The following is an 18,489-nucleotide window of genomic DNA, read 5'->3' as shown; positions in this document are numbered from 1 at the left end:
GTGATGAAATAAAACCCATCTAATGTATGTTTACGTAGTAGATATTTGGACGTAGTACTCACAACGTAATTGTTACCATGAAGAATTTTTATCCTTTTTTGTTATCCGGCCTACTGCTATTTGCCATCACTAACTGTAATGCACAAGATCAACGGGACATGAAGAACACTGAATCTGCTGAACCTGTATCCACAGAAAATACCAACCTACAGGAAGCCACCTTTGGTGCGGGATGTTTTTGGTGCGTAGAAGCTATCTTTGAAGAATTAAAAGGAGTGAAAAGTGTGGTAGCGGGCTATGCCGGTGGCGAGATTAAAAACCCAACCTATCGGGAGGTATCCTCCGGAACGACCGGCCACGCCGAAGTTACACATATTGCTTTTGATCCTTCGGTTGTTTCTTATAACGAGCTATTGACGGTCTTGTGGCACACCCATAATCCAACGACTAAAAATCGCCAGGGAGCCGATGTAGGGCCTCAATATCGATCCGTAATCTTCTATCATAATGAAGAGCAGAAAAAAATTGCTGAGCAGTCGCTCAAAGAAACAGATGCCTCTGACCTTTGGGAAGATCCGATTGTCACAGAAATAGAACCCCTCAGCAACTATTCCAAGGCAGAAAATTACCACCAGAATTACTATGAAAATAACCCTAACGCCGGTTATTGTACGGTAGTCATTGCTCCAAAGCTCAAAAAATTCCGTAAAGAATTTTCGGATATGCTAAAGGATAGCAAGAAATAAAAAATTCCGCTCAACTTGCTGCTTCGAGAGATATAACGACGGGGTATCTCAAAATAAGTATTAAGGTTTTAATCTTCTTGTTTTAAGATCATGGATCCACTTCTCATATAAGAGCTTTCTCACCTCGGGTGGTGGATCACAACGGCATATTTCTTTTTGTAGGAGGCTTTGCAAAACCGAACTTGTCATCTGTCCAGTACCAGTTACAAGCCAAAGCCTTCCCAAGCCGTTTGGAACGGTAATTTCTTTTACGTTTTTTAATCAATGGTGAATAATCTTTCTGTATTTTAGTTACAGGGCCGTATATAAAGAAACTTAACTACTTAAAATGATAGGTGATGATTATGAAAAAGGTAAGCATGCTAACCGCAATTGGACTGTTAGCTGTACTGTTAACAGGAGTTAATAATACAGTCTTAGCTCAGGAGCGGGGTAATGAAGAAGCTCGTGTCAGTCCTAATGCAACGGTAAGCCAAACCATTGGTACAAATATAATATCCATCAGTTACAGTCGGCCCTCGGTTAACGACCGAGAGGTTTTCGGAGGATCACTGGTTCCCTTTGGCGAAGTATGGAGAACAGGAGCTAATGAATCAACTACCATAACCTTCTCCGAAGATGTAACAATTGAAGGCCAAGCGTTGGCTGCAGGAACGTATTCACTTTATACCATTCCCGGAGAAGATCAATGGACGATCATCTTCAATGAAAAAATTTCCTGGGGCACACAATACGATGAGAACCAAGATGTTATACAGGTAGAGGTAGAACCCATGGAAGCAGAAATGATGGAACAGATGATGTTCTACTTTACCGATATAACCCAAACTTCTGGCACGGCCGTTTTACGTTGGGATGATGTAAAAGTGCCCTTCACCATTAAGGTATAACCATTTCTTCAAAACATCAGCATACAACCAGGGTCCATGGTGGGGCTGTCTCTCATCATGGTATGCTTGTGTTATTTACTTTTATTTGGGGAGCCAACTTCATTCTTGCAGAGCTTGCTTTGCAAGAGATGGCTCCCATTTCTTTTAGTGTATCGCGATTTGCCGTGGGAGGCATGGCAATGCTGCTGATCATGTATTGTAAGTATCGTTCGGATTGTCGGCGTAACGGCGGACCCATTCCCTTTATCCCCAGTATAAAAAAAGAACACTGGCCCCGGCTACTCCTCATCTCTTTTATAGGAGCCACCCTCGCCCCCTGGCTGGGCATTGAAGGGTTGGGGCTTACCCACGGAGCGCGCGCTTCGCTCTGGCTGGCACTAGGACCGGCCATAAGCACGGTTTGGGGCTACCTGTTTGGCACGGAACGAATGGGGCAGTTTGGCTATGCCGGCGTTATATTGGCTGTAGCAGGTACCATAATCTTAGCATGGGATGGCATTCGGCCTAACCAGGGTTACTGGCTGGGAGACTTGATCCTGATTATAGCCTTAATACTGACAGTGATAGAGCTTCACCTCATCAAACCACTAGCCAGAGAATATGGATCTATTCCCATTGTCACGATACGTACCGCTATCGGCTGTTCGCTCTACCTGCTCATCGCCTCTCCTGCTCTCATCCAAGAAGCATGGCTTTCCCTTGGCTTCTGGACCTGGATTGCTATTATTGCCGGTGGCGGAATAGGCGTCGGTATGGGACAATGGATTAAAGTACGAGCGCTTAAGAAGTTAGGTCCTACCCAAGTGGTACTCTATGGGAATTTGGTTCCCATTGCCGCCTTACTAATAGCCTGGCTTAGCATTGGCGAGAACCCTTCATTTCTTGAAATTGTTTCTGCCCTGTTTATCATAAGCGGCGCCATCTTTATACAGGTTATTGATGCCCGAAAAAGCCGGGATCTGGAATCCCAAAAACGCCTGGAGGAAGATCTCTCCATGGTTGCCTCAACCAAGCAAGATAATTAACAGTACCTTCAAGCTAACTCCCTCCTGCTCCTGACTAACTCAGGTTCTGAACAAATAATAAAAAGGACAGACCGAGATGGCCTGCCCTTTTTGTGCTTGTCAGAGGTATCACACATATCTATCAAAAATTAAACGAGAGCTGCAGTAAAAAATTGCGTCCAGCCTGCGGATAGTAATAATTAAAGAATTGCTGCTCCCCTCCGGAGATATATCCATAAGTATATCCATTGGACTCATACATTTCATCCAACACATTGTTGACCAATAACGTAGCTTCAATATTTTCCAGCACTGGAGTGTTATTCCAACTATAGCCTAATCGGACATCATTGAGGATATAAGCATCCAGTGACCGACCACGGTTCTGCGTATTATCCAGATACTGCCGCGAAGCATATTTGGTGGACCATTCGGCGGAAAACTGATCATAATTGAACCGTAGTTTCGAATTCCCTATAAAATCTGGAGAAAAGGCAATATCGGGACCCTTATAACGGATAGATTCCTGCCCGCCGGTATCGTAGTTATCCAGGTAATAGGTATAGCCCTGGATTTTATTTCGACTCAAGGTTGCATTGCCCGACCATTCCAGGAAAGGCCACAGCTGTACGCCGGCTTGCAATTCAATCCCCGCCCGGTAACTGTCCGGCACATTTTGACGGGTGTAAGATCCCACATCATTTATTTCTCCGGTTAAAATAAGCTGGTCTTTGTAATCCATGTAGTAAAAATTGGCCTCAACAAAAAATTGCTCAAACGACCCTTTGTAACCCGCCTCCCAGTCGTAGAGCGATTCATGGCGCGGACGGTTTTCGGGAGTAGAGTTTACGTATTCATCCCTCGTCGGCTCTTTATTAGCGACACTGAAGGAAGCATACGCCCGATGGTGTTCCCAAAAATGATAGCTTAACCCTACTTTAGGGTTAAAAAACGTCAGTTCATCAGCTTGTTGTACATCAACAACCTGCTCGCTGCCATTGGGTCCCTGCTGGCGATCCTTACCCAAAAACTTGTAGGTGATGCGCCGAATTTGGGCATCGGCAAAAGCGGTAAGCTGATCCGTCAGATAAAACTGACCTTTTAAGTAGGTATTGAAGTCGGTTTTAAACCCATTGTTAAGATAATACTGTTCATCAATTTCACTATCTCCTATGTATTGAGACCAAACGACTTCTCCATAGTGATCGCCATCGTACTCATTATATCCACCACCTAAGGTAAGGGACCACTGATCTTCTTTCTCATAATCCGTTGAAAATACGCCTCCATAAAAATGGTTTTTCAGCCATAACTGACGTACCAGGTTACTCTGAGCAATTGTGGTATCCGGTAATTGAATAGGATTTATACTGTAATCACTAAGGGTTTGATTGGCTTTATACTCCTCGTAATATCCCCTTCCATAGGTGTAATGCAGCGAAGCGTTAGCATTCCAATTATCAGCCAACTGGTAGGAGTAGTGCAATTGATAATGGTCCTGCTGATAGTTGTCTGTTTGATCTTCGTACGGTTCCCCTGGCTTTTCGGTACCGGCTGAATTATAGGTCCGGTCACCGCTTTGCAGTCTACTTTCTGAAACGCCGTTCCACGCATGGTAGGTTTCCTCCTGCCCGGAAAACACATCCGCCCGCAATAAGCTACGATCTCCGTTATGAGCGGCTGACAGGTAGAACGATTTCAAATCTGATGCCGCCCGATCAATATATCCGTCGGAAGTAATTTTGGATAAGCGCCCCTGGAACTGCCAGCCGTTGTCCATCAGGCCGGATCCCAACATCACATTAGCTTTTTTTGTGTTAAAAGATCCTGCCGAAGTATTAACTTTGCCATAGGCTTCGGGCTGCATTTGGGAAGTCTGGATATTCATGGTTGCCCCAAAGGCCGCTGATCCGTTCGTGGACGTTCCCACTCCGCGCTGCACCTGGATATTTTCAACCGATGAGGCCAAATCCGGCATATTGACCCACCAAACGCCATGTGATTCGGCATCATTAACGGGTATACCGTTGATCGTCACATTAATACGCCCCTGGTCCACACCGCGTATGCGCAGCCCCGTATAACCGACGCCCGCACCGGCATCCGAAGTGGTAGTGACCGAGGGGGTGCCACTGAGCATGTAGGGCATATCCTGGCCTAAATTTTTCTCCTGGATTTCCGTGCGGTCGATATTTTCATACGCCATAGGCGATCCTTCATCAACACGTAGAGCCTCAACAAAAACTTCGTTGCTAATGATAGCTCGCGGCTTTAATGCAATTTGGATCGGCGACTCGTATTCCTCAAGAGCAATCTTCTGAGTTTGATAGCCAACAAACGTAATCCTGATTTGTGCTCGTCCACTATCAGATAGCGTAAGCCTGAAAGCTCCTTCACCGTCTGCTGATACTCCGTTTGAAGTACCCATTTGCAGGACATTAGCTCCCAGGAGCGGCTCCCCCGTTTGGGCGTCCGAAATGGTTCCGGTGATGGTTTGCTGGGCCATAAGCATCGTGCTCATCGCCATAAAAGTGCACAGAAAGGCTGTGCGTAGTAACTGTTTCGTAAACATAAGTTCCTCCGTCTTATTGAAATGATAAGAGCGGGAGATGAACTTGCAAGAAATGCTGATCACAGGCAGCAAAAGGCTGCCGGGTTTCCCTACGCCGGTGTTAACCGGGTCAGGTTCTCAGGGTATGATCTCAGCCTGCTGTTGCAAGCACCCCCAACCGTGGGTTCAATTGTGTGCCGCAAAGATAAGGACTGTTATGTTGACCTTCAATACAAAATGCTGGGTCTGCTGTATTTTAATCCTGCGGAGGCCCTTCACCTTCAAAAGAAAGTTGCAGGAGGCAGGTTGCAAGATATGAGTTTCAGGAACGGAACTCCTTCACAACGGATAATATAGAGTTTTGCAAAACCTCCATACCATGGTAGAAAATCTTATATAGGCCTCTTATGGTATAAAAATACTAACTATCAATCCTCCTGACCTCCTTCTCCAAGGAGGAACTCAAGAATTAACAACTATAAAAAGCATTACGCTTCGAGTTGGCAATAGGAAAGTCCCTCTTGGAGAAGAGGGATTTAGGGAGATTGACCAAGCAGAATAGCTCTCCCTAATTCATAATGTGCCGTGCAAAGGCTACTTTACATTCATCTTTATCAGAAGCACATAAAACTGTTTTTGATCTTCATCGTGAAATTATCCATAATGAAGAACACTATTCCATTACTATTCTCCATGACTATGAAATATCTTAGCTTTGCTCTTTTCATTTGTATTTTTATTACGATCGGCTGTTCATCCGAGGAACCATCAACTCCAAATAGCCAACATGTAAAATACCAAGCTATTACAGCCCTGGGAGATACCTTGTATGCCCCTCCCCTGACCCCTGAGACTAAAAGCAGGTTTGAGAGCAATCTCAAAACGGCCCGATCGAATTATGAAACGAATTCGGATAATATTGAAAATATCATCTGGTATGGACGCCGAACTGCCTACCTGGGAAATTACCAACAAGCAATTCAGATATTTTCCGGAGGCATTGAAACACATCCCAAAGATGCGCGACTTTATCGACACCGGGGACATCGCTACATCACGATTCGGCAATTTGATCAAGCGATTGAAGATCTTAAACGGGCAGGGGAATTAGTATATGGAGAAGAAGATCAGGTTGAGCCCGATGGCATCCCTAATGATCAAGATAATCCCCGGAGTACGCTCCATACGAATATTTGGTATCACTTGGGGCTGGCCTACTACTTAAAAAGTGACTATACGAAAGCTAAAAATGCTTTTGAGGAGTGCCTGCGGCTGTCTCCAAACGATGACATGGATGTAGCCGCTTCTTATTGGCTTTATATGACGCTTCGACGCGCCGGCCTGGATGATCTAGCGGGCGATATACTGGAACCAATATCTGAGGAAATGGATATCATAGAAAACGAAAATTACCATCGCTTGCTACTGGTATTCAAAGGCGTATTTAGTCCCAATATGCTGTTGGAAGAGCTGCAAAATGGGACCTCCCTTGAAAAAGTAACATTGCAATATGGACTGGGTAACTGGCACTACATTAACGGACGCAAAGAGCGTGCTAAAGAACTGTTCCGGGAAGTCTATGAAAGTGACCAATGGAATGCCTTTGGATACATAGCGGCAGAAATGGATCTGAAAAGGCTTGGTTATGAGTTTTGAGTAGTGAGTGGGGAGTCTTGAGTTATGAGTCCATACGTTTAATGCCCCGTTTTCTACGCCATACGGCGTGTTAATTCAATGTTATACTGCTAAAATCATATCATGATTGAAAAACTATTACCGGTTGGGGTATTACTTCTCTTTTTTATCGTTTCCTGCCAACAATCTGCTCCCGAAAAAGACCAGCAGTTGGACAAATTGGTCAAGCAGTTAAACGATCACACCCATCCCCTTGAAAGCCCGGTACCTACATCTTCGCTTTCCGATCTCGCTCCCCTAAGTGAGGCGGGGCACAGTAAAATTGTTGCCCTGGGAGAAGCCACACATGGAACCAAAGAGTTTTTCCAGTTGAAACACAAAATTTTCCGGTACTTGGCAGAGCAACACAATTTCAGAATATTTGCCTTTGAAGCTGATATGGGGGAGGCTATTTACCTTAATAATTATGTGCAGGGCCGGTCGGGAGACATTGCACAAATTATGGCAGACAAAATGCATTTCTGGACGTGGAAAACAAAGGAGGTCGAGGCATTACTAACGTGGATGCGCTCTTTTAATAAAGGAAAACCACTTTCACAACGAGTGCATATTATTGGTTTGAACACGAATTATATGTCATACCAGCCAACTCTTATTGAAGGATACATCAAAGCAGCCCGGCCTGAACTCACTGTGGAGACACAATCGGTTTTGAAGAACATTAAGAAACTGACGGCAGGATCACGAAGCCAAACAAGGAACAGCTATCAGGAAATGACGGAAAACCAACGGAAAGCTATATCAGATACCCTGGACTACCTTATGCGAAAGATGGAGGCCGTGAAAGAAGAAATGATCCTGGCTTCTTCCGATTTTAAATATCAAACTATGTATCGGTTGGTAAGAAATTTACAACAAGTGCACCAAAATTTATACGCCCGTCAAAAACGTAATGACCGCAGTCTGCGGGATAAGTATATGGCTGAAAATGCTATTTGGGCTTCCCAACTCTTTGGTGAGAAAACCAAAATAGCGGTATGGGCCCATAATGGACATATATCAGAATCGAAGTCTCTCTTAACGCTCATTCCGCCTATTCCGATCATGGGTTATCATCTTGACAAAAAAATGGGAGACGACTACACAAGTATTGGCTTTAGTTTTAACAAAGGAACCTTTAGGGCTAAAGGAGTTGATTTTGTCAGAAATAAGCGAACCGGGCTTGAGTTTCACGCGATAGAGAGTTCCCCGACCCAAGGTTCCATTAATCACTTATTCTCTCTGGGTCAGGATGACAACTTTATTTTTAATATAGATGCTTTAGAACCTAACTCGGCTCTAAATAACTGGTTATCTAAAGTACATGGACTCCTGCAAATAGGAGGTGTTTACGCTGGCAACCCAACAATCTATTATAGACCAACTATTCTGCCTAAAAGTTACGATTTTATTATCCACTTGGATTCAACAAGCCATTCTACTTCTGTACAATAAACTTACTCCAGAAATAATATAATCCAACACTTCAAAATGGTACGCAGCAGGCACAAAGTTCACAAAACTCTCCATAGCTTGGGATCTTGTTTACGTTATTTCTTCATGGCCTAAAAATATAAATCGCATGACACTCAAGACTCACTACTCATAACCCACAGACTAATTCCCAACCAAAAACACCGCATTCCCAAAGAGCAGCTTTCCATTGTGCCAGAAAGCCCGGAATAAGGGATTATCTACCAAATAAATTATGGAGCCTTCACCCATCTCTTGTACGCCGAACGTAAGCGTATCTTGAAGCTTTTCTTTGGCTTTATAGCCTATAAAACCACTCATATGGGCATCTTCTTTTGCGAAGCCCACATTCCAGCCGTTTTCTAAAAAGCCGTATGCGGCAGCATTACGTTTTAAGGAGAAATAATCGTCGCCATAGCCGAATGCCAGTGGATGCGTTGGATCCATAGCAATTTTGTAGATGGAACCGGAGTTGAACTCGGAAATACGTTTACGCTGATTCCCACCATAAGTATTACGTCTTTGTTGATCTAAGGAATCGGTCTCAATCTCTTTTTTCTTGAGTTTAAAGCCTTCTTTTCCGGCTAAAAAGGCATTACTTCTACCCAGTGCAATCAACTTTCCACCGGATAAAACCCATGCCTTCAGCTCTTTCATCTTACCCTCACCCAGAATATCGCTATACCGACCAGCTGGCAAAATAAGCACATCATAGTTATCAAGATCAATATTTTCAAAATAATCCGTATTGATCATCGTCAATGGATAGTCGACCTGTTGATCAAAAAAGTGCCACACCTCTCCCACCCTGTTGGATGATGTTCCCCGGCCGCTTAGCAATGCTACATGAGGTTTTGCCAGGTAGCGGACCGAAGAAGATCCAAAGTCGACTCCCGAGGCTGCAAATCCGGTTGATACGGTAACAAGGTCGCGATGGTGTTCCGTAGCCACTTGCTGAACAAGCTGATCAAATTGTGGATTCAGATTTTGGTTGTCAGCCCGTGGAATCACGAGCGTACCAGGCTGATAGGTTTCCCCATCCAGCCTAATCTCTTTTTGCGTAAAACGAACGTTGATATCTTCTTTGAGTAATGCTGCCAGTGCCTTGGCATCTGCAATATCTTTCCACGGCAACAGGTAGGCATACGGCTGGCCGGTAACCGAAACCGGATCAGGATTGGCTTGTTGTGGGGTATCAGCAACTTCAACTTCCAGTCGCTCGGTCAGTGCATATCCCTCCAACCCGAAAGCATAGTGCTGCTCCCAGGCAGTGATATCGTAGGTTACAGAATCTTCGAGCTGTGGCTGTGGTTCAAACAACACCCGTGCCAGTACGGATTTAGGCTGAAAGGCGCTCACAAGATAATCATCTTCTGTAACTTGGATATCCTCTGATTTGCCGGTCGCATAGTTATAGCCTTCCAGTGAACGGTCTGTTTTTGCTTTTCCGTACCGTACCTGGTGGCGATCCAGCAGCGCAAAGAGACTGCGTATTTTGTCTGGATTGTTATCGCCTTTGATTATAAACGTCTTGTATTTACCTGCAGGCTCTGTATTTGACTGCTCATAATATTCCTCAAATTCACGAACCAAATCGCCCGCATGTTTAGAAGCTGTTTCAACGGTTGAAAGACCGGTAGTGTGATGATGGGTCAGCCGGTCATCCAGCGTTAAGGTATCCCCTTCCTGCAGCTTAATACTAAGGCCTACCTGCCCGCCTTGCTCGTACGTCATGCCTATGGCCCCGTTAAAAATAGGATACGTATCGCCATAGCTGGGATAAAACAGATCAAAGACTTCGCGGGTAAAATAAAGCCAGCCGTTTTCATTAAAATACTTCGCATGATTTCTGCCAATGGTATACTGAAATTCTTCCTGCCAGTCAGTGATGGCATTGTGGAAGGGCTTGGCGGCCGGGGCAAAGTAATAGGGTGCATTGTGTCCCTGCTCATGAAAGTCTACATGGATGTGCGGCATCCACTGCTGGTATTTAGCCAACCGTTGTCGACTTTCTTTCTGCGTTAGCCAGGCCCAGTCGCGATTTAAATCAAAATAATAGTGATTCGTTCGTCCATTGGGCCAGGGCTCGTGATGTTCGCGGGCCGCTTCATGGATATTCGGATCCGCCCCAACCGTTTCTTTGTACCAGTGTACGTAGCGATCCCGCCCATCCGGATTAAGCATGGGATCCATAATGACGACCGTATTTTGTAGCCACTGCTTAGTGCGATCGTTATCCGGACGGGTTAACTCATAAAGCGTCTTCATGGCTGCTTCGCTGCTGGAAGTCTCGTTGCCGTGTACATTATAGCTTAACCATACAATAGCCGTTTGGTTATTGGCAGGCTCCCCGTCGATTAATCCGGTTCGTTTTAAGTTATCGGTGCGAATCTGCTCCAGCTGGTCTACATTTTCTTCGCTGGCGATATATACTACCATCAGCTGCCGACCCTCGTATGTTTCGCCATACGATTCTCCTTCAACCAAGGGCGACTGTTCGGCTGCATGCCAAAAATAATCCATCACTTTATGATGGGGCGTCCACTCACTGCCCAACTCATATCCCAAAAATTCAGAAGGAGATTGCAACTGAGCGTGTGCAGAAATACTCAGGAAAATAAAGATTAAAACAAGCCAACATTTACGATATGACATAAAAACCGATAAAAATATTAATAATTGCCCCTGCTGTGATAAGCGTCCACGCTTATCACCATTATATATTGTTCCAAGCGTGGACGCTTGGAACAGCTAAGGTAGATTTTTATTTGCTACTCGTATCCTTCAATGCCTCTTCTACCTGTTTTATCACCGTATCAGCGATAGCATTAGGAATCGGGATCGATAAATTATAGTGGGCAATCTTCCAGGTTGTATCCTGCTTAACCAATGTCCCGGTCCCACGTGCCGGCCCTAAATTCGGGGTGTCCAGTGACTCATCAAACCAAGCGGTTGCTCCATCATTGGAAAAATAAATATGCCGTTCTACCGGAGTAAAATTCCAGGCACGTCCCCGCTCAAAATGCGGCTTCGCATACTCCTTAAATTCGGTTATGGTCCACCGCTCGGTGGCATCCGTACCCATAAAAATTGCACTGTCACCGGAAAAATAGCTAAAATACTGATCAAAGTTTGCCTGCGCAGCCGCCTGATGCCACCCATTAAGTATAGCCGACACCTTTTGCTTGGATGGTTTAACCTCAGGTTGCGCACTACAGCTTCCAAGCAGCACGAGTGCAACAACCCCAACTATCCATCGGTTCTTATAGTTACTCATGGTCTTAATTTAACTGGTTTAGTAGTTTATTAGCAACTTCCGTGGATACCTTGAAAGTCGTACCGTGACGCATTTCCTCTGGCATCTGAAGCTCAGAAGAAAGGTCTTGCCACTCCTTTAAATCATCCGACACAATTAGTCCGTATTGACCTTCGATATACTTGTCAAAATAGACGTGCCACTTTCCATCAATCTTAAGAACCGTCGGGCCTTCAGCCCAGTAGTCACCGGTGATCGGATTCGTAGCGTCTGTCCATGGCCCTGTAGCATGGTCGCTGAACGCCAGGCGGATATTTTTCTGTACCGGAAAAGGCTCATTCGTTTCATCTTTTAAGAGCATGGCATACTGATCACCTGCCTTAAAAATGGCACCGTCAATCACATTAAATCCATGGTCATAGAATAATTCGGTATCACTGAAGGTAGAAAAATCTTTCGTGGTTACCGCATAAAGCCGGTGATTGTATTTATCGCCATCCTGCCCATCTGTTTTGGGGAACTTTCCGGGAATAGTAGTGGCCCAAACGATAACAAACTGATCGCTCTGCTCATCATAAAATAGCTCCGGCGCCCAGCAGTTTAAGGCATCGGGCTCGTGTTCCATCACGGGAATAAATTGTTGCTCTGACCAGTGGATAAGGTCTTCCGAAGAGGCATAACCAATCCCTTGTTCGCCCCAGCTGACCGTCCATACCATATGAAAAGTACCATCCGGTCCCTGCACGATGGACGGGTCCCGCATCAGCTTATCTTCGCCCACGCGAGGAGTTAGTAACGATTCCCCTGCGTTCAGTGGCTTCCATTTTAGCCCATCGGTGCTATGGGCCAGATGCAGCCCATCCTCACCATTGCCTACGAAATAGGAAAACAAATAATGTTCAGCGGCCGTACTTTCTTGAGCGAAAGCTATTTGTTGAAGCCCTACGATGCCGATGATCAGCAGCAGAATTTTATTAAAAACAGCAGATTTTTTCACGATACCTTGGCCTAAATTTGTTAATTTTAGTGCTCTAACATGCAAGTAAAAAGGGAATGATTCAATTCTTTTTTTGTTTGCCGATGCTCACATACTTCAATGAACTAAAATCATTTACATGTCCGTAACCAACCAGGAAATTGCCGAACGATTGCGTGAAATTTATCAACTGATGCAGCTGGCCGGCGAAAACCGCTTCCGTGCTATTGCTTTTGATCGTGCTGCTCAGACCATTGAATCGCTTAATGACGATATTAATGATTATATTGAGGATGGCAACCTGACTGACATCAAGGGCATTGGTAAATCTATTGCGGAAGACATTCAATCGTATGCGGAAAATGGTACTATTGAAGTACTCGAAGAACTGCGCTCGCGTATTCCGGAGGGCGTCATCAAGTGGCTGGATATCTCGGGTCTGGGACCTAAAAATATCGCTAAAATCCATAAAGAACTGGGGATCTCGGAGCTTGAGGAACTGAAAGCAGCTTGTGAAGACGGTCGGGTAGCCGAACTGGATGGTCTCGGGAAGAAATCGGCGGAGAAAATCCTGAAATCTATTGAATGGATGGAACAGTTTGATGAACGCTGCCGCCTGGATCAGGCCACCGAAATTGCTCGTCCCATGTATGATTTCCTTAAGGACCTGGAAGGTGTAGAAGCCATTGAAGTAGCGGGTTCACTCCGCCGTTCCAATGAAACCATTGGTGATATTGATATTCTCATTGGGGCCAAAGAGAAACATATCTCTGATCTTTTTGATGCTTTTGTTGACCATGAACTGGTGGTAGATGTATTGGGACGCGGCGACACCAAAAGCTCTATCCGTACCCAGGATGGACGACAGGTGGACCTTCGCATCGTGAAGCCCGAACAATTTCCAGCGGCACTGATGTATTTTACGGGCAGCAAGGAACACAACGTAGTACTTCGCCAGCGAGCCCGTGAACGCGGTCTCTCGCTAAATGAATACGGCCTTTTTGAGCTGGATGATAAAGGTAATACCAATTTTGATGCACCGATTGACTATTCCTCAGAAACGGATATTTATCAAAAATTAGACCTGCATTTTGTGCCCCCTGAACTTCGGGAAGACCGCGGGGAGATTGATTTCTTTGAAAATAATGAAGAGATGAACCTGCTCACGGATGATGACATCCGGGGCGTCATTCATGCACACAGCACTTGGAGCGACGGCAAGTATTCCATCAAGGATATGGCCGAGGCTTGCATGGAACGGGGATACGAATATCTGGGCATTACCGACCACTCGCATACTGCTGCTTATGCCGGTGGACTGAAGGCGGACGAAGTGAAACAGCAGTGGGAAGAGATTGATGAGCTAAACGAACAGTTTGCCGATGAGGGACAAAATTTCCGCATCTTTAAGGGTATTGAATCCGACATCCTGAGTGATGGGAGCCTTGATTATGACGATGAGCTGCTCGAAGGCTTTGACTTTGTGATTGCCAGTGTGCATTCGGGACTGGAAATGAATCGCGATAAGATGATGACCCGCTTTCAGAATGCCATCACCAATCCCTACACGCGCATTGTAGGACATCCGACCGGCCGCTTGTTACTTAAAAGAGACGGCAGCGACCTGGATATAAACAAGCTCATCGAATTAGCTGCAGAGCATAATACCGCTATCGAAATCAATGCCAGCCCCTGGCGTCTCGACCTCGACTGGCGACATGGGAATAAAGCCAAAGAAGTTGGGCTGATGAGTTCCATTAATCCAGATGCCCACAGCATTGATGGTATTGATGACATTCCCTATGGCGTACGCATTGCCCGAAAAGGAAAGTTTGAGAAGGAGCGCATCCTCAATACTAAATCTGCGGATGAGCTGGCCCAGTGGTTTAGGGATAAAGAGTAATGTTTTTATAATCCCAAAAACGATCCTTATAAAATTATCCCACCTTGTCATTCTGATGCGTCAACCGACGGACAGGATGGCAAGCCACGACTAATCTGTTGATGCTGGCAATGGCTTTCCCTGGTGGAAGTAACGATCAGTATCCCGGGCATCAGCTTTTCCTTTTACATCGGTGGCAATAACGAAGCTGCTGGCATCAGCCTCTTCCACTACAACTACTTTAGATTCATAGTCCTTTCGATAATAAACATACTGATGATCTTTAAGGTACCCTTTGCCTAAGACAGCAAAGGTATTGGGATCAACTCCTTCAATAATCCCTGCATGTCCCTTACTTAAGTTATAAACATGGTTTACATCTTTGCCGAGATAGGCATCATCTTCCAGTAACCTAAAAGAGGAGGCATCATAATCCGTCAGCATCACCTCTGTTTGGCGGAACAAGTGATCATCATCCATGCCAATCTCATGGTTCAACACCTTAAAAGAGCTTGCATCTGCTCCCGGCAACAGGCGGCCGCGCCAATAAACATAACCATCGTTATCTTGCCCTAAAGATCGGGTGAAATGATAAGGTTCTTTTTTAAAAGAGCTAAAATTTTCAGGATCTGCATGAGCCAGTGGTTTACCATTAAAATAAACGGAAGAATTATCCTGCCAATAATGGTTATCGGCGCGGGGTGCGAGCTTAAAACTTACGGGATCTGCCCCAACTATCTCCTTGCCAGCATAAAAAACCTTTTCATTATCTCGCCAGTAATCCGAATGCTCCTCCCTTATTAGCTCAATACTGGCCGGATCGGCCCCTTCTACCACGGCAGGCTTCTGGTAGAGGTCCTCAGCATAAAATACATTATGCTGATCTTTAAAATAAATACTACCCGTACTTTGCGACAAGGCTTCAAATGTGGAAGCTTCTGCGTTCTCAAGCTTCGCGCCGTCATAATAAACATGTTCATTATCCTTGGCATAAGGAGTTGTTCGGATAGCAGGCAACGCCATTCTCAAGATCTCAAAACTCTCACTATCGGCCTCCTTCAACTCCTGACCATTAAAATATACGGTTTCCTGAACGTTGGAATAGCCTTCATTGCGTATCCCCTGCGAAAGGTTCCATGCATCCTGTAGGTAGCCACTCATGTAGAGTAGTGTCGGCACAACAATCAAGCTGACTAAAAACATTTGTCTTCCTGCTATGCCAAAAAACGACCGATCAAATAGCCAATAGAGGCCAAATATCGCAATGGGATAGCTTAAGACAACGATAACTGAAATATAGGTGCTTATTTCATTACTGGCTCCCGGGCCGCCAAACATCATTACCGACGAAATCCAAATAAGGGGCCATGCAAAAAGCGCAATTAATACAATCCAATTCATTCAATAGTTATTTAATCATTAATATGCTTTCGTTTTGAGATACAGGATACGCTATTTCAAGCTATCCTAATAAAGATCAGATAATATAGATTTTTAAAACCTAAGAGTCTATACTTTAAGACTTATAGATAACCTGCCTGGTTATCTATAGTTGTTTTTATAAACTTATAAGGCCATAAATTCCTATGGGAACTTAACCGTGCCAATGCGCTTATAATGCCACACAACCTTAACTAACAGCTATCGTTATGAGTTATAGGGTTTCATGCTATTCGTTATTATTTACTTGCTGCGCACTTCTATTAGGATGTTCTTCCTCTAAAAAAGCTCAAGATGCTTCCCCGGCAATGGAAACATACTCCAATGCTACCTATAACCTACGCTTGGAAATCCCAACATCATGGGTTGTAGTTGAACAGTCCGATTTAAAGGTAGGCGACTTTGCGATTAACATCTTCAGTAAGAACACAGAGCCCGAAGGACAACTTCCAATCAATGTCCATGCAGAACCTCAGCACTCTTACATTACCATCTGGCCCAAAGGTATTGGCACCGAATTGCCTAATAGTCAGTACACCTCTTTTACCAAAGCAAATAATGCTCCATCTCTCTCTTTTGAAGTTGATACAACAAAATCAAAAATTCTGCATTTAGCGGATGGTACTCCCTGGGCTTATTTTATCGTCCCCCAGGCGCCTCCTGCCAACTGGTCTAAGAATGGATTTATTTTTGCTCAAATTAGGATGACGAATTCGAAAACCCTTTGCTATGATGAGCAGGTGGACCAACAGAAGTCCATGGAAGAGTGTGACTTCCTGGAAGGCGATAAAGTTGTTCGAAAAGGCACCCTTAATAATCATGATGCCGAAATTATCCACCACATGTTAGGAAACCTGACGCTTGAGGAAATTGGGGAAAAAGAGACGGCCCGTGATATGATTGAAGTGAAAAAACCACTCCCAAATATGGATGTCACTTCACCACTAACGGTTATTGGTAAAGCCAAAGGGTACTGGTACTTTGAAGGCAGCTTTACCATAAAATTATACGATGCCCACAATAACCTTTTAGCCGAGACAGCAGCCCAGGCAAAGGAAGACTGGATGACCGAACAGTTTGTCCCTTTTGAAGCGACCTTAACGTATGATGCTCCTGACGACCAGCGGGGACGACTGGTTTTCGAGCGGGCAAATCCCTCGGGGAAAGCTGAGAATGCTCAAATGTATTCCATTCCCGTTATTTTCCCTCCAAAGTAGGGTATTTCTCTACCCCCCTATTAAAAAAGCTTCTTGCTAACCTTATCCCAAAATAAGTAACTTATTCATGGTAATAATTTGCCTAAGTAATTAGTTATACTATTACCTCAGCAATAAAAAACGTAGTATTATGAAAGCTATTCGTTTTTTATCCATATCGTTGTTGATAATAGTAGTATACTTTGGGATGCAGCCAGAGCCTGCCAAAGCACAACAGACCAAAAGGGTTATTCTTGCCGGATACAAACACTCACCTTCAGTAGCAACCTCGGGTTCAGGATTGATCACCGTTTCTGCCAAAGGCGATACACTCTGGGTTAACGGCGAGTTTTCTGATCTTACCAGTACGTATACAGGTGCTTATATCATGATCGGCAAAGAAGGAGAATACGGCAATATGCTTTTCCGCTTAACGGTTGATCTGAATGATGAACGAACCGGAGGCGTCCTCAAAAAGAAGGCCAATACCTATACGCTTAGTGAGGCACAGAAACCACTTTTAAAGAATGGCGAACTGTTTATAAATATCATAAGTGCTGACCACAGAAAAGGAGAGTTACGCGGGCAGATTCCTGCTATTAAATAATTCTCTGTGGCCTTACACAAACATTATTACTGTTTTTATCCAACAACCGGAGCCACTTGATCGGGGGAAATGACTCCACCGGGCAGTTCCATAATGTCCATCTTTCGGAAATGGACTTCCGCCCCTTCCGACTCGGGACAAATGTATCCCTTCTTCCGCTTTGTTGACCGAATACCGTTGACGAATTTTCCATTTACGGATAGTTTTATGGTCCCATCCACACAAACCACAATGTATCGATTCCACTCTCCCGTGGCATTCACTCTATTCTCCAGCGCATAGCTTCGACCTTCAATTTCGGAGGGATTATCCGGGATCGTTCCTTCAAGGTTCATGGCCGGGAAAAGGTGTCCGTGCACATACTCTATCGGGCGGTCATGAATTTCTGCCCATTGCGTATCGAGCATTTGGACTTCCATTCCTTTGGGATACGGATTATCTTCATGAGGGGTACCATTGGCCCACACGAAGACCCCGGAATTACCTCCGGGCTCCATATGGCGCCACTCAACATCCAGAATAAAATTCTGATACTGCTTTTCAGTACGTATGACCCCAATAGGCTGGCCGGTTGCTTTCAGGATGCCATCTTCTACCCACCAGGTATCCTCAGAGGTATTGACATCCACAAAACCATCTAGGTTTTTACCGTTAAACAGAGGCTTAAAAGAAGGTACTGCTTCATCCAGGGGCGATGGCTGCTTGCTGGCAACACCCAGTGCCGGTGCTGCAGAAAATAGAGCGGTTGCACACAGAGCCTGCTTGGCAAATTCTTTTCTATCCATAAATCAAAT

General features: G+C 44.8%; 14 protein-coding genes and 1 riboswitch. Of the genes, 8 read left to right on the top strand and 6 right to left on the bottom strand.

Going from position 1 to position 18,489, the window contains the following annotated elements:
- Positions 1 to 158 precede the first annotated feature (158 nt).
- The 3 genes from msrA (at position 159) to J6I44_RS09210 (ending at position 2,661) form a co-directional block, all read left to right on the top strand.
- A complete protein-coding gene (gene msrA, locus J6I44_RS09220) occupies positions 159 to 746 on the top strand; it encodes a peptide-methionine (S)-S-oxide reductase MsrA (protein ID WP_265765791.1) in 588 nt (195 codons plus the stop codon).
- A 359-nt stretch (positions 747 to 1,105) separates the two neighbouring features.
- Complete coding sequence (locus tag J6I44_RS09215; RefSeq protein ID WP_265765790.1) at positions 1,106 to 1,636, top strand: DUF2911 domain-containing protein; 531 nt, start codon at positions 1,106 to 1,108, stop codon at positions 1,634 to 1,636.
- Positions 1,637 to 1,704: 68 nt separating this feature from the next.
- Positions 1,705 to 2,661, top strand: coding sequence for a DMT family transporter (locus J6I44_RS09210; protein WP_265765789.1), 957 nt, complete (start codon positions 1,705 to 1,707; stop codon positions 2,659 to 2,661).
- Positions 2,662 to 2,782: 121 nt separating this feature from the next.
- Here the strand turns inward: J6I44_RS09210 and J6I44_RS09205 are convergent, their stop codons facing one another.
- Positions 2,783 to 5,212 carry a TonB-dependent receptor gene (locus tag J6I44_RS09205; RefSeq protein WP_265765788.1) on the bottom strand — a complete coding sequence of 810 codons (2,430 nt, stop codon included), beginning with the start codon at positions 5,210 to 5,212 and terminating at the stop codon, positions 2,783 to 2,785.
- A 69-nt stretch (positions 5,213 to 5,281) separates the two neighbouring features.
- Positions 5,282 to 5,377, bottom strand: a riboswitch (TPP riboswitch).
- 513 nt (positions 5,378 to 5,890) lie between these two features.
- Between J6I44_RS09205 and J6I44_RS09200 the strand changes: the two genes are divergently transcribed.
- Both J6I44_RS09200 and J6I44_RS09195 read left to right on the top strand, forming a co-directional pair.
- Positions 5,891 to 6,847, top strand: a complete 957-nt coding sequence (locus tag J6I44_RS09200) for a tetratricopeptide repeat protein (protein ID WP_265765787.1) — start codon at positions 5,891 to 5,893, stop codon at positions 6,845 to 6,847.
- A 102-nt stretch (positions 6,848 to 6,949) separates the two neighbouring features.
- Entirely contained in the window at positions 6,950 to 8,320 is a 1,371-nt protein-coding gene (locus tag J6I44_RS09195) for an erythromycin esterase family protein (RefSeq protein ID WP_265765786.1), read from the top strand.
- A gap of 162 nt (positions 8,321 to 8,482) precedes the next feature.
- On the opposite strand, the gene J6I44_RS09190 is transcribed toward J6I44_RS09195, so the two are convergent.
- From J6I44_RS09190 to J6I44_RS09180, 3 genes are all read right to left on the bottom strand, one after another.
- The gene (locus J6I44_RS09190) at positions 8,483 to 10,993 is read right to left on the bottom strand and encodes a M14 family metallopeptidase (RefSeq protein ID WP_265765785.1); all 2,511 of its coding nucleotides are present in this window, start codon (positions 10,991 to 10,993) and stop codon (positions 8,483 to 8,485) included.
- Positions 10,994 to 11,102: 109 nt separating this feature from the next.
- Positions 11,103 to 11,615, bottom strand: a complete 513-nt coding sequence (locus tag J6I44_RS09185) for a nuclear transport factor 2 family protein (protein WP_265765784.1) — start codon at positions 11,613 to 11,615, stop codon at positions 11,103 to 11,105.
- A gap of 4 nt (positions 11,616 to 11,619) precedes the next feature.
- Positions 11,620 to 12,591, bottom strand: a complete 972-nt coding sequence (locus tag J6I44_RS09180) for a glycoside hydrolase family 43 protein (RefSeq protein WP_265765783.1) — start codon at positions 12,589 to 12,591, stop codon at positions 11,620 to 11,622.
- Between the two features lie 118 nt (positions 12,592 to 12,709).
- Between J6I44_RS09180 and polX the strand changes: the two genes are divergently transcribed.
- The gene (polX, locus tag J6I44_RS09175; RefSeq protein WP_265765782.1) at positions 12,710 to 14,473 is read left to right on the top strand and encodes a DNA polymerase/3'-5' exonuclease PolX; all 1,764 of its coding nucleotides are present in this window, start codon (positions 12,710 to 12,712) and stop codon (positions 14,471 to 14,473) included.
- 90 nt (positions 14,474 to 14,563) lie between these two features.
- On the opposite strand, the gene J6I44_RS09170 is transcribed toward polX, so the two are convergent.
- Positions 14,564 to 15,853: a DKNYY domain-containing protein gene (locus tag J6I44_RS09170; protein ID WP_265765781.1), complete on the bottom strand. Its 1,290-nt coding sequence runs from the start codon at positions 15,851 to 15,853 to the stop codon at positions 14,564 to 14,566.
- A 347-nt stretch (positions 15,854 to 16,200) separates the two neighbouring features.
- Between J6I44_RS09170 and J6I44_RS09165 the strand changes: the two genes are divergently transcribed.
- Positions 16,201 to 17,109 carry a Gmad2 immunoglobulin-like domain-containing protein gene (locus tag J6I44_RS09165; RefSeq protein ID WP_265765780.1) on the top strand — a complete coding sequence of 303 codons (909 nt, stop codon included), beginning with the start codon at positions 16,201 to 16,203 and terminating at the stop codon, positions 17,107 to 17,109.
- A 130-nt stretch (positions 17,110 to 17,239) separates the two neighbouring features.
- Positions 17,240 to 17,695 (top strand): CHRD domain-containing protein, encoded by a 456-nt coding sequence (locus J6I44_RS09160; protein WP_265765779.1) that lies wholly within the window; start codon positions 17,240 to 17,242, stop codon positions 17,693 to 17,695.
- Between the two features lie 35 nt (positions 17,696 to 17,730).
- On the opposite strand, the gene J6I44_RS09155 is transcribed toward J6I44_RS09160, so the two are convergent.
- Positions 17,731 to 18,480 (bottom strand): 3-keto-disaccharide hydrolase, encoded by a 750-nt coding sequence (locus J6I44_RS09155; protein ID WP_265765778.1) that lies wholly within the window; start codon positions 18,478 to 18,480, stop codon positions 17,731 to 17,733.
- Positions 18,481 to 18,489: the final 9 nt, after the last annotated feature.

It is taken from the genome of Fodinibius salsisoli (assembly GCF_026229185.1).
GTDB classification, from domain to species: Bacteria; Bacteroidota; Rhodothermia; order Balneolales; family Balneolaceae; genus Fodinibius; species Fodinibius salsisoli.
The sequence above is the reverse complement of the archived record's forward strand: the minus strand, read 5'-3'. Positions and strand labels throughout refer to the sequence as shown.

Bases quoted from the DNA above. Each gene is read 5' to 3' on its own strand.
- J6I44_RS09155 (WP_265765778.1), bottom strand. From the start codon at position 18,480: ATGGATAGAAAAGAATTTGCCAAGCAGGCTCTGTGTGCAACCGCTCTA.
- J6I44_RS09200 (WP_265765787.1), top strand. From the start codon at position 5,891: ATGAAATATCTTAGCTTTGCTCTTTTCATTTGTATTTTTATTACGATC.
- polX (WP_265765782.1), top strand. From the start codon at position 12,710: ATGTCCGTAACCAACCAGGAAATTGCCGAACGATTGCGTGAAATTTAT.
- J6I44_RS09215 (WP_265765790.1), top strand. From the start codon at position 1,106: ATGCTAACCGCAATTGGACTGTTAGCTGTACTGTTAACAGGAGTTAAT.
- J6I44_RS09160 (WP_265765779.1), top strand. From the start codon at position 17,240: ATGAAAGCTATTCGTTTTTTATCCATATCGTTGTTGATAATAGTAGTA.
- J6I44_RS09185 (WP_265765784.1), bottom strand. From the start codon at position 11,615: ATGAGTAACTATAAGAACCGATGGATAGTTGGGGTTGTTGCACTCGTG.
- J6I44_RS09170 (WP_265765781.1), bottom strand. From the start codon at position 15,853: ATGAATTGGATTGTATTAATTGCGCTTTTTGCATGGCCCCTTATTTGG.
- msrA (WP_265765791.1), top strand. From the start codon at position 159: ATGAAGAACACTGAATCTGCTGAACCTGTATCCACAGAAAATACCAAC.
- J6I44_RS09165 (WP_265765780.1), top strand. From the start codon at position 16,201: ATGGAAACATACTCCAATGCTACCTATAACCTACGCTTGGAAATCCCA.
- J6I44_RS09190 (WP_265765785.1), bottom strand. From the start codon at position 10,993: ATGTCATATCGTAAATGTTGGCTTGTTTTAATCTTTATTTTCCTGAGT.
- J6I44_RS09195 (WP_265765786.1), top strand. From the start codon at position 6,950: ATGATTGAAAAACTATTACCGGTTGGGGTATTACTTCTCTTTTTTATC.
- J6I44_RS09205 (WP_265765788.1), bottom strand. From the start codon at position 5,212: ATGTTTACGAAACAGTTACTACGCACAGCCTTTCTGTGCACTTTTATG.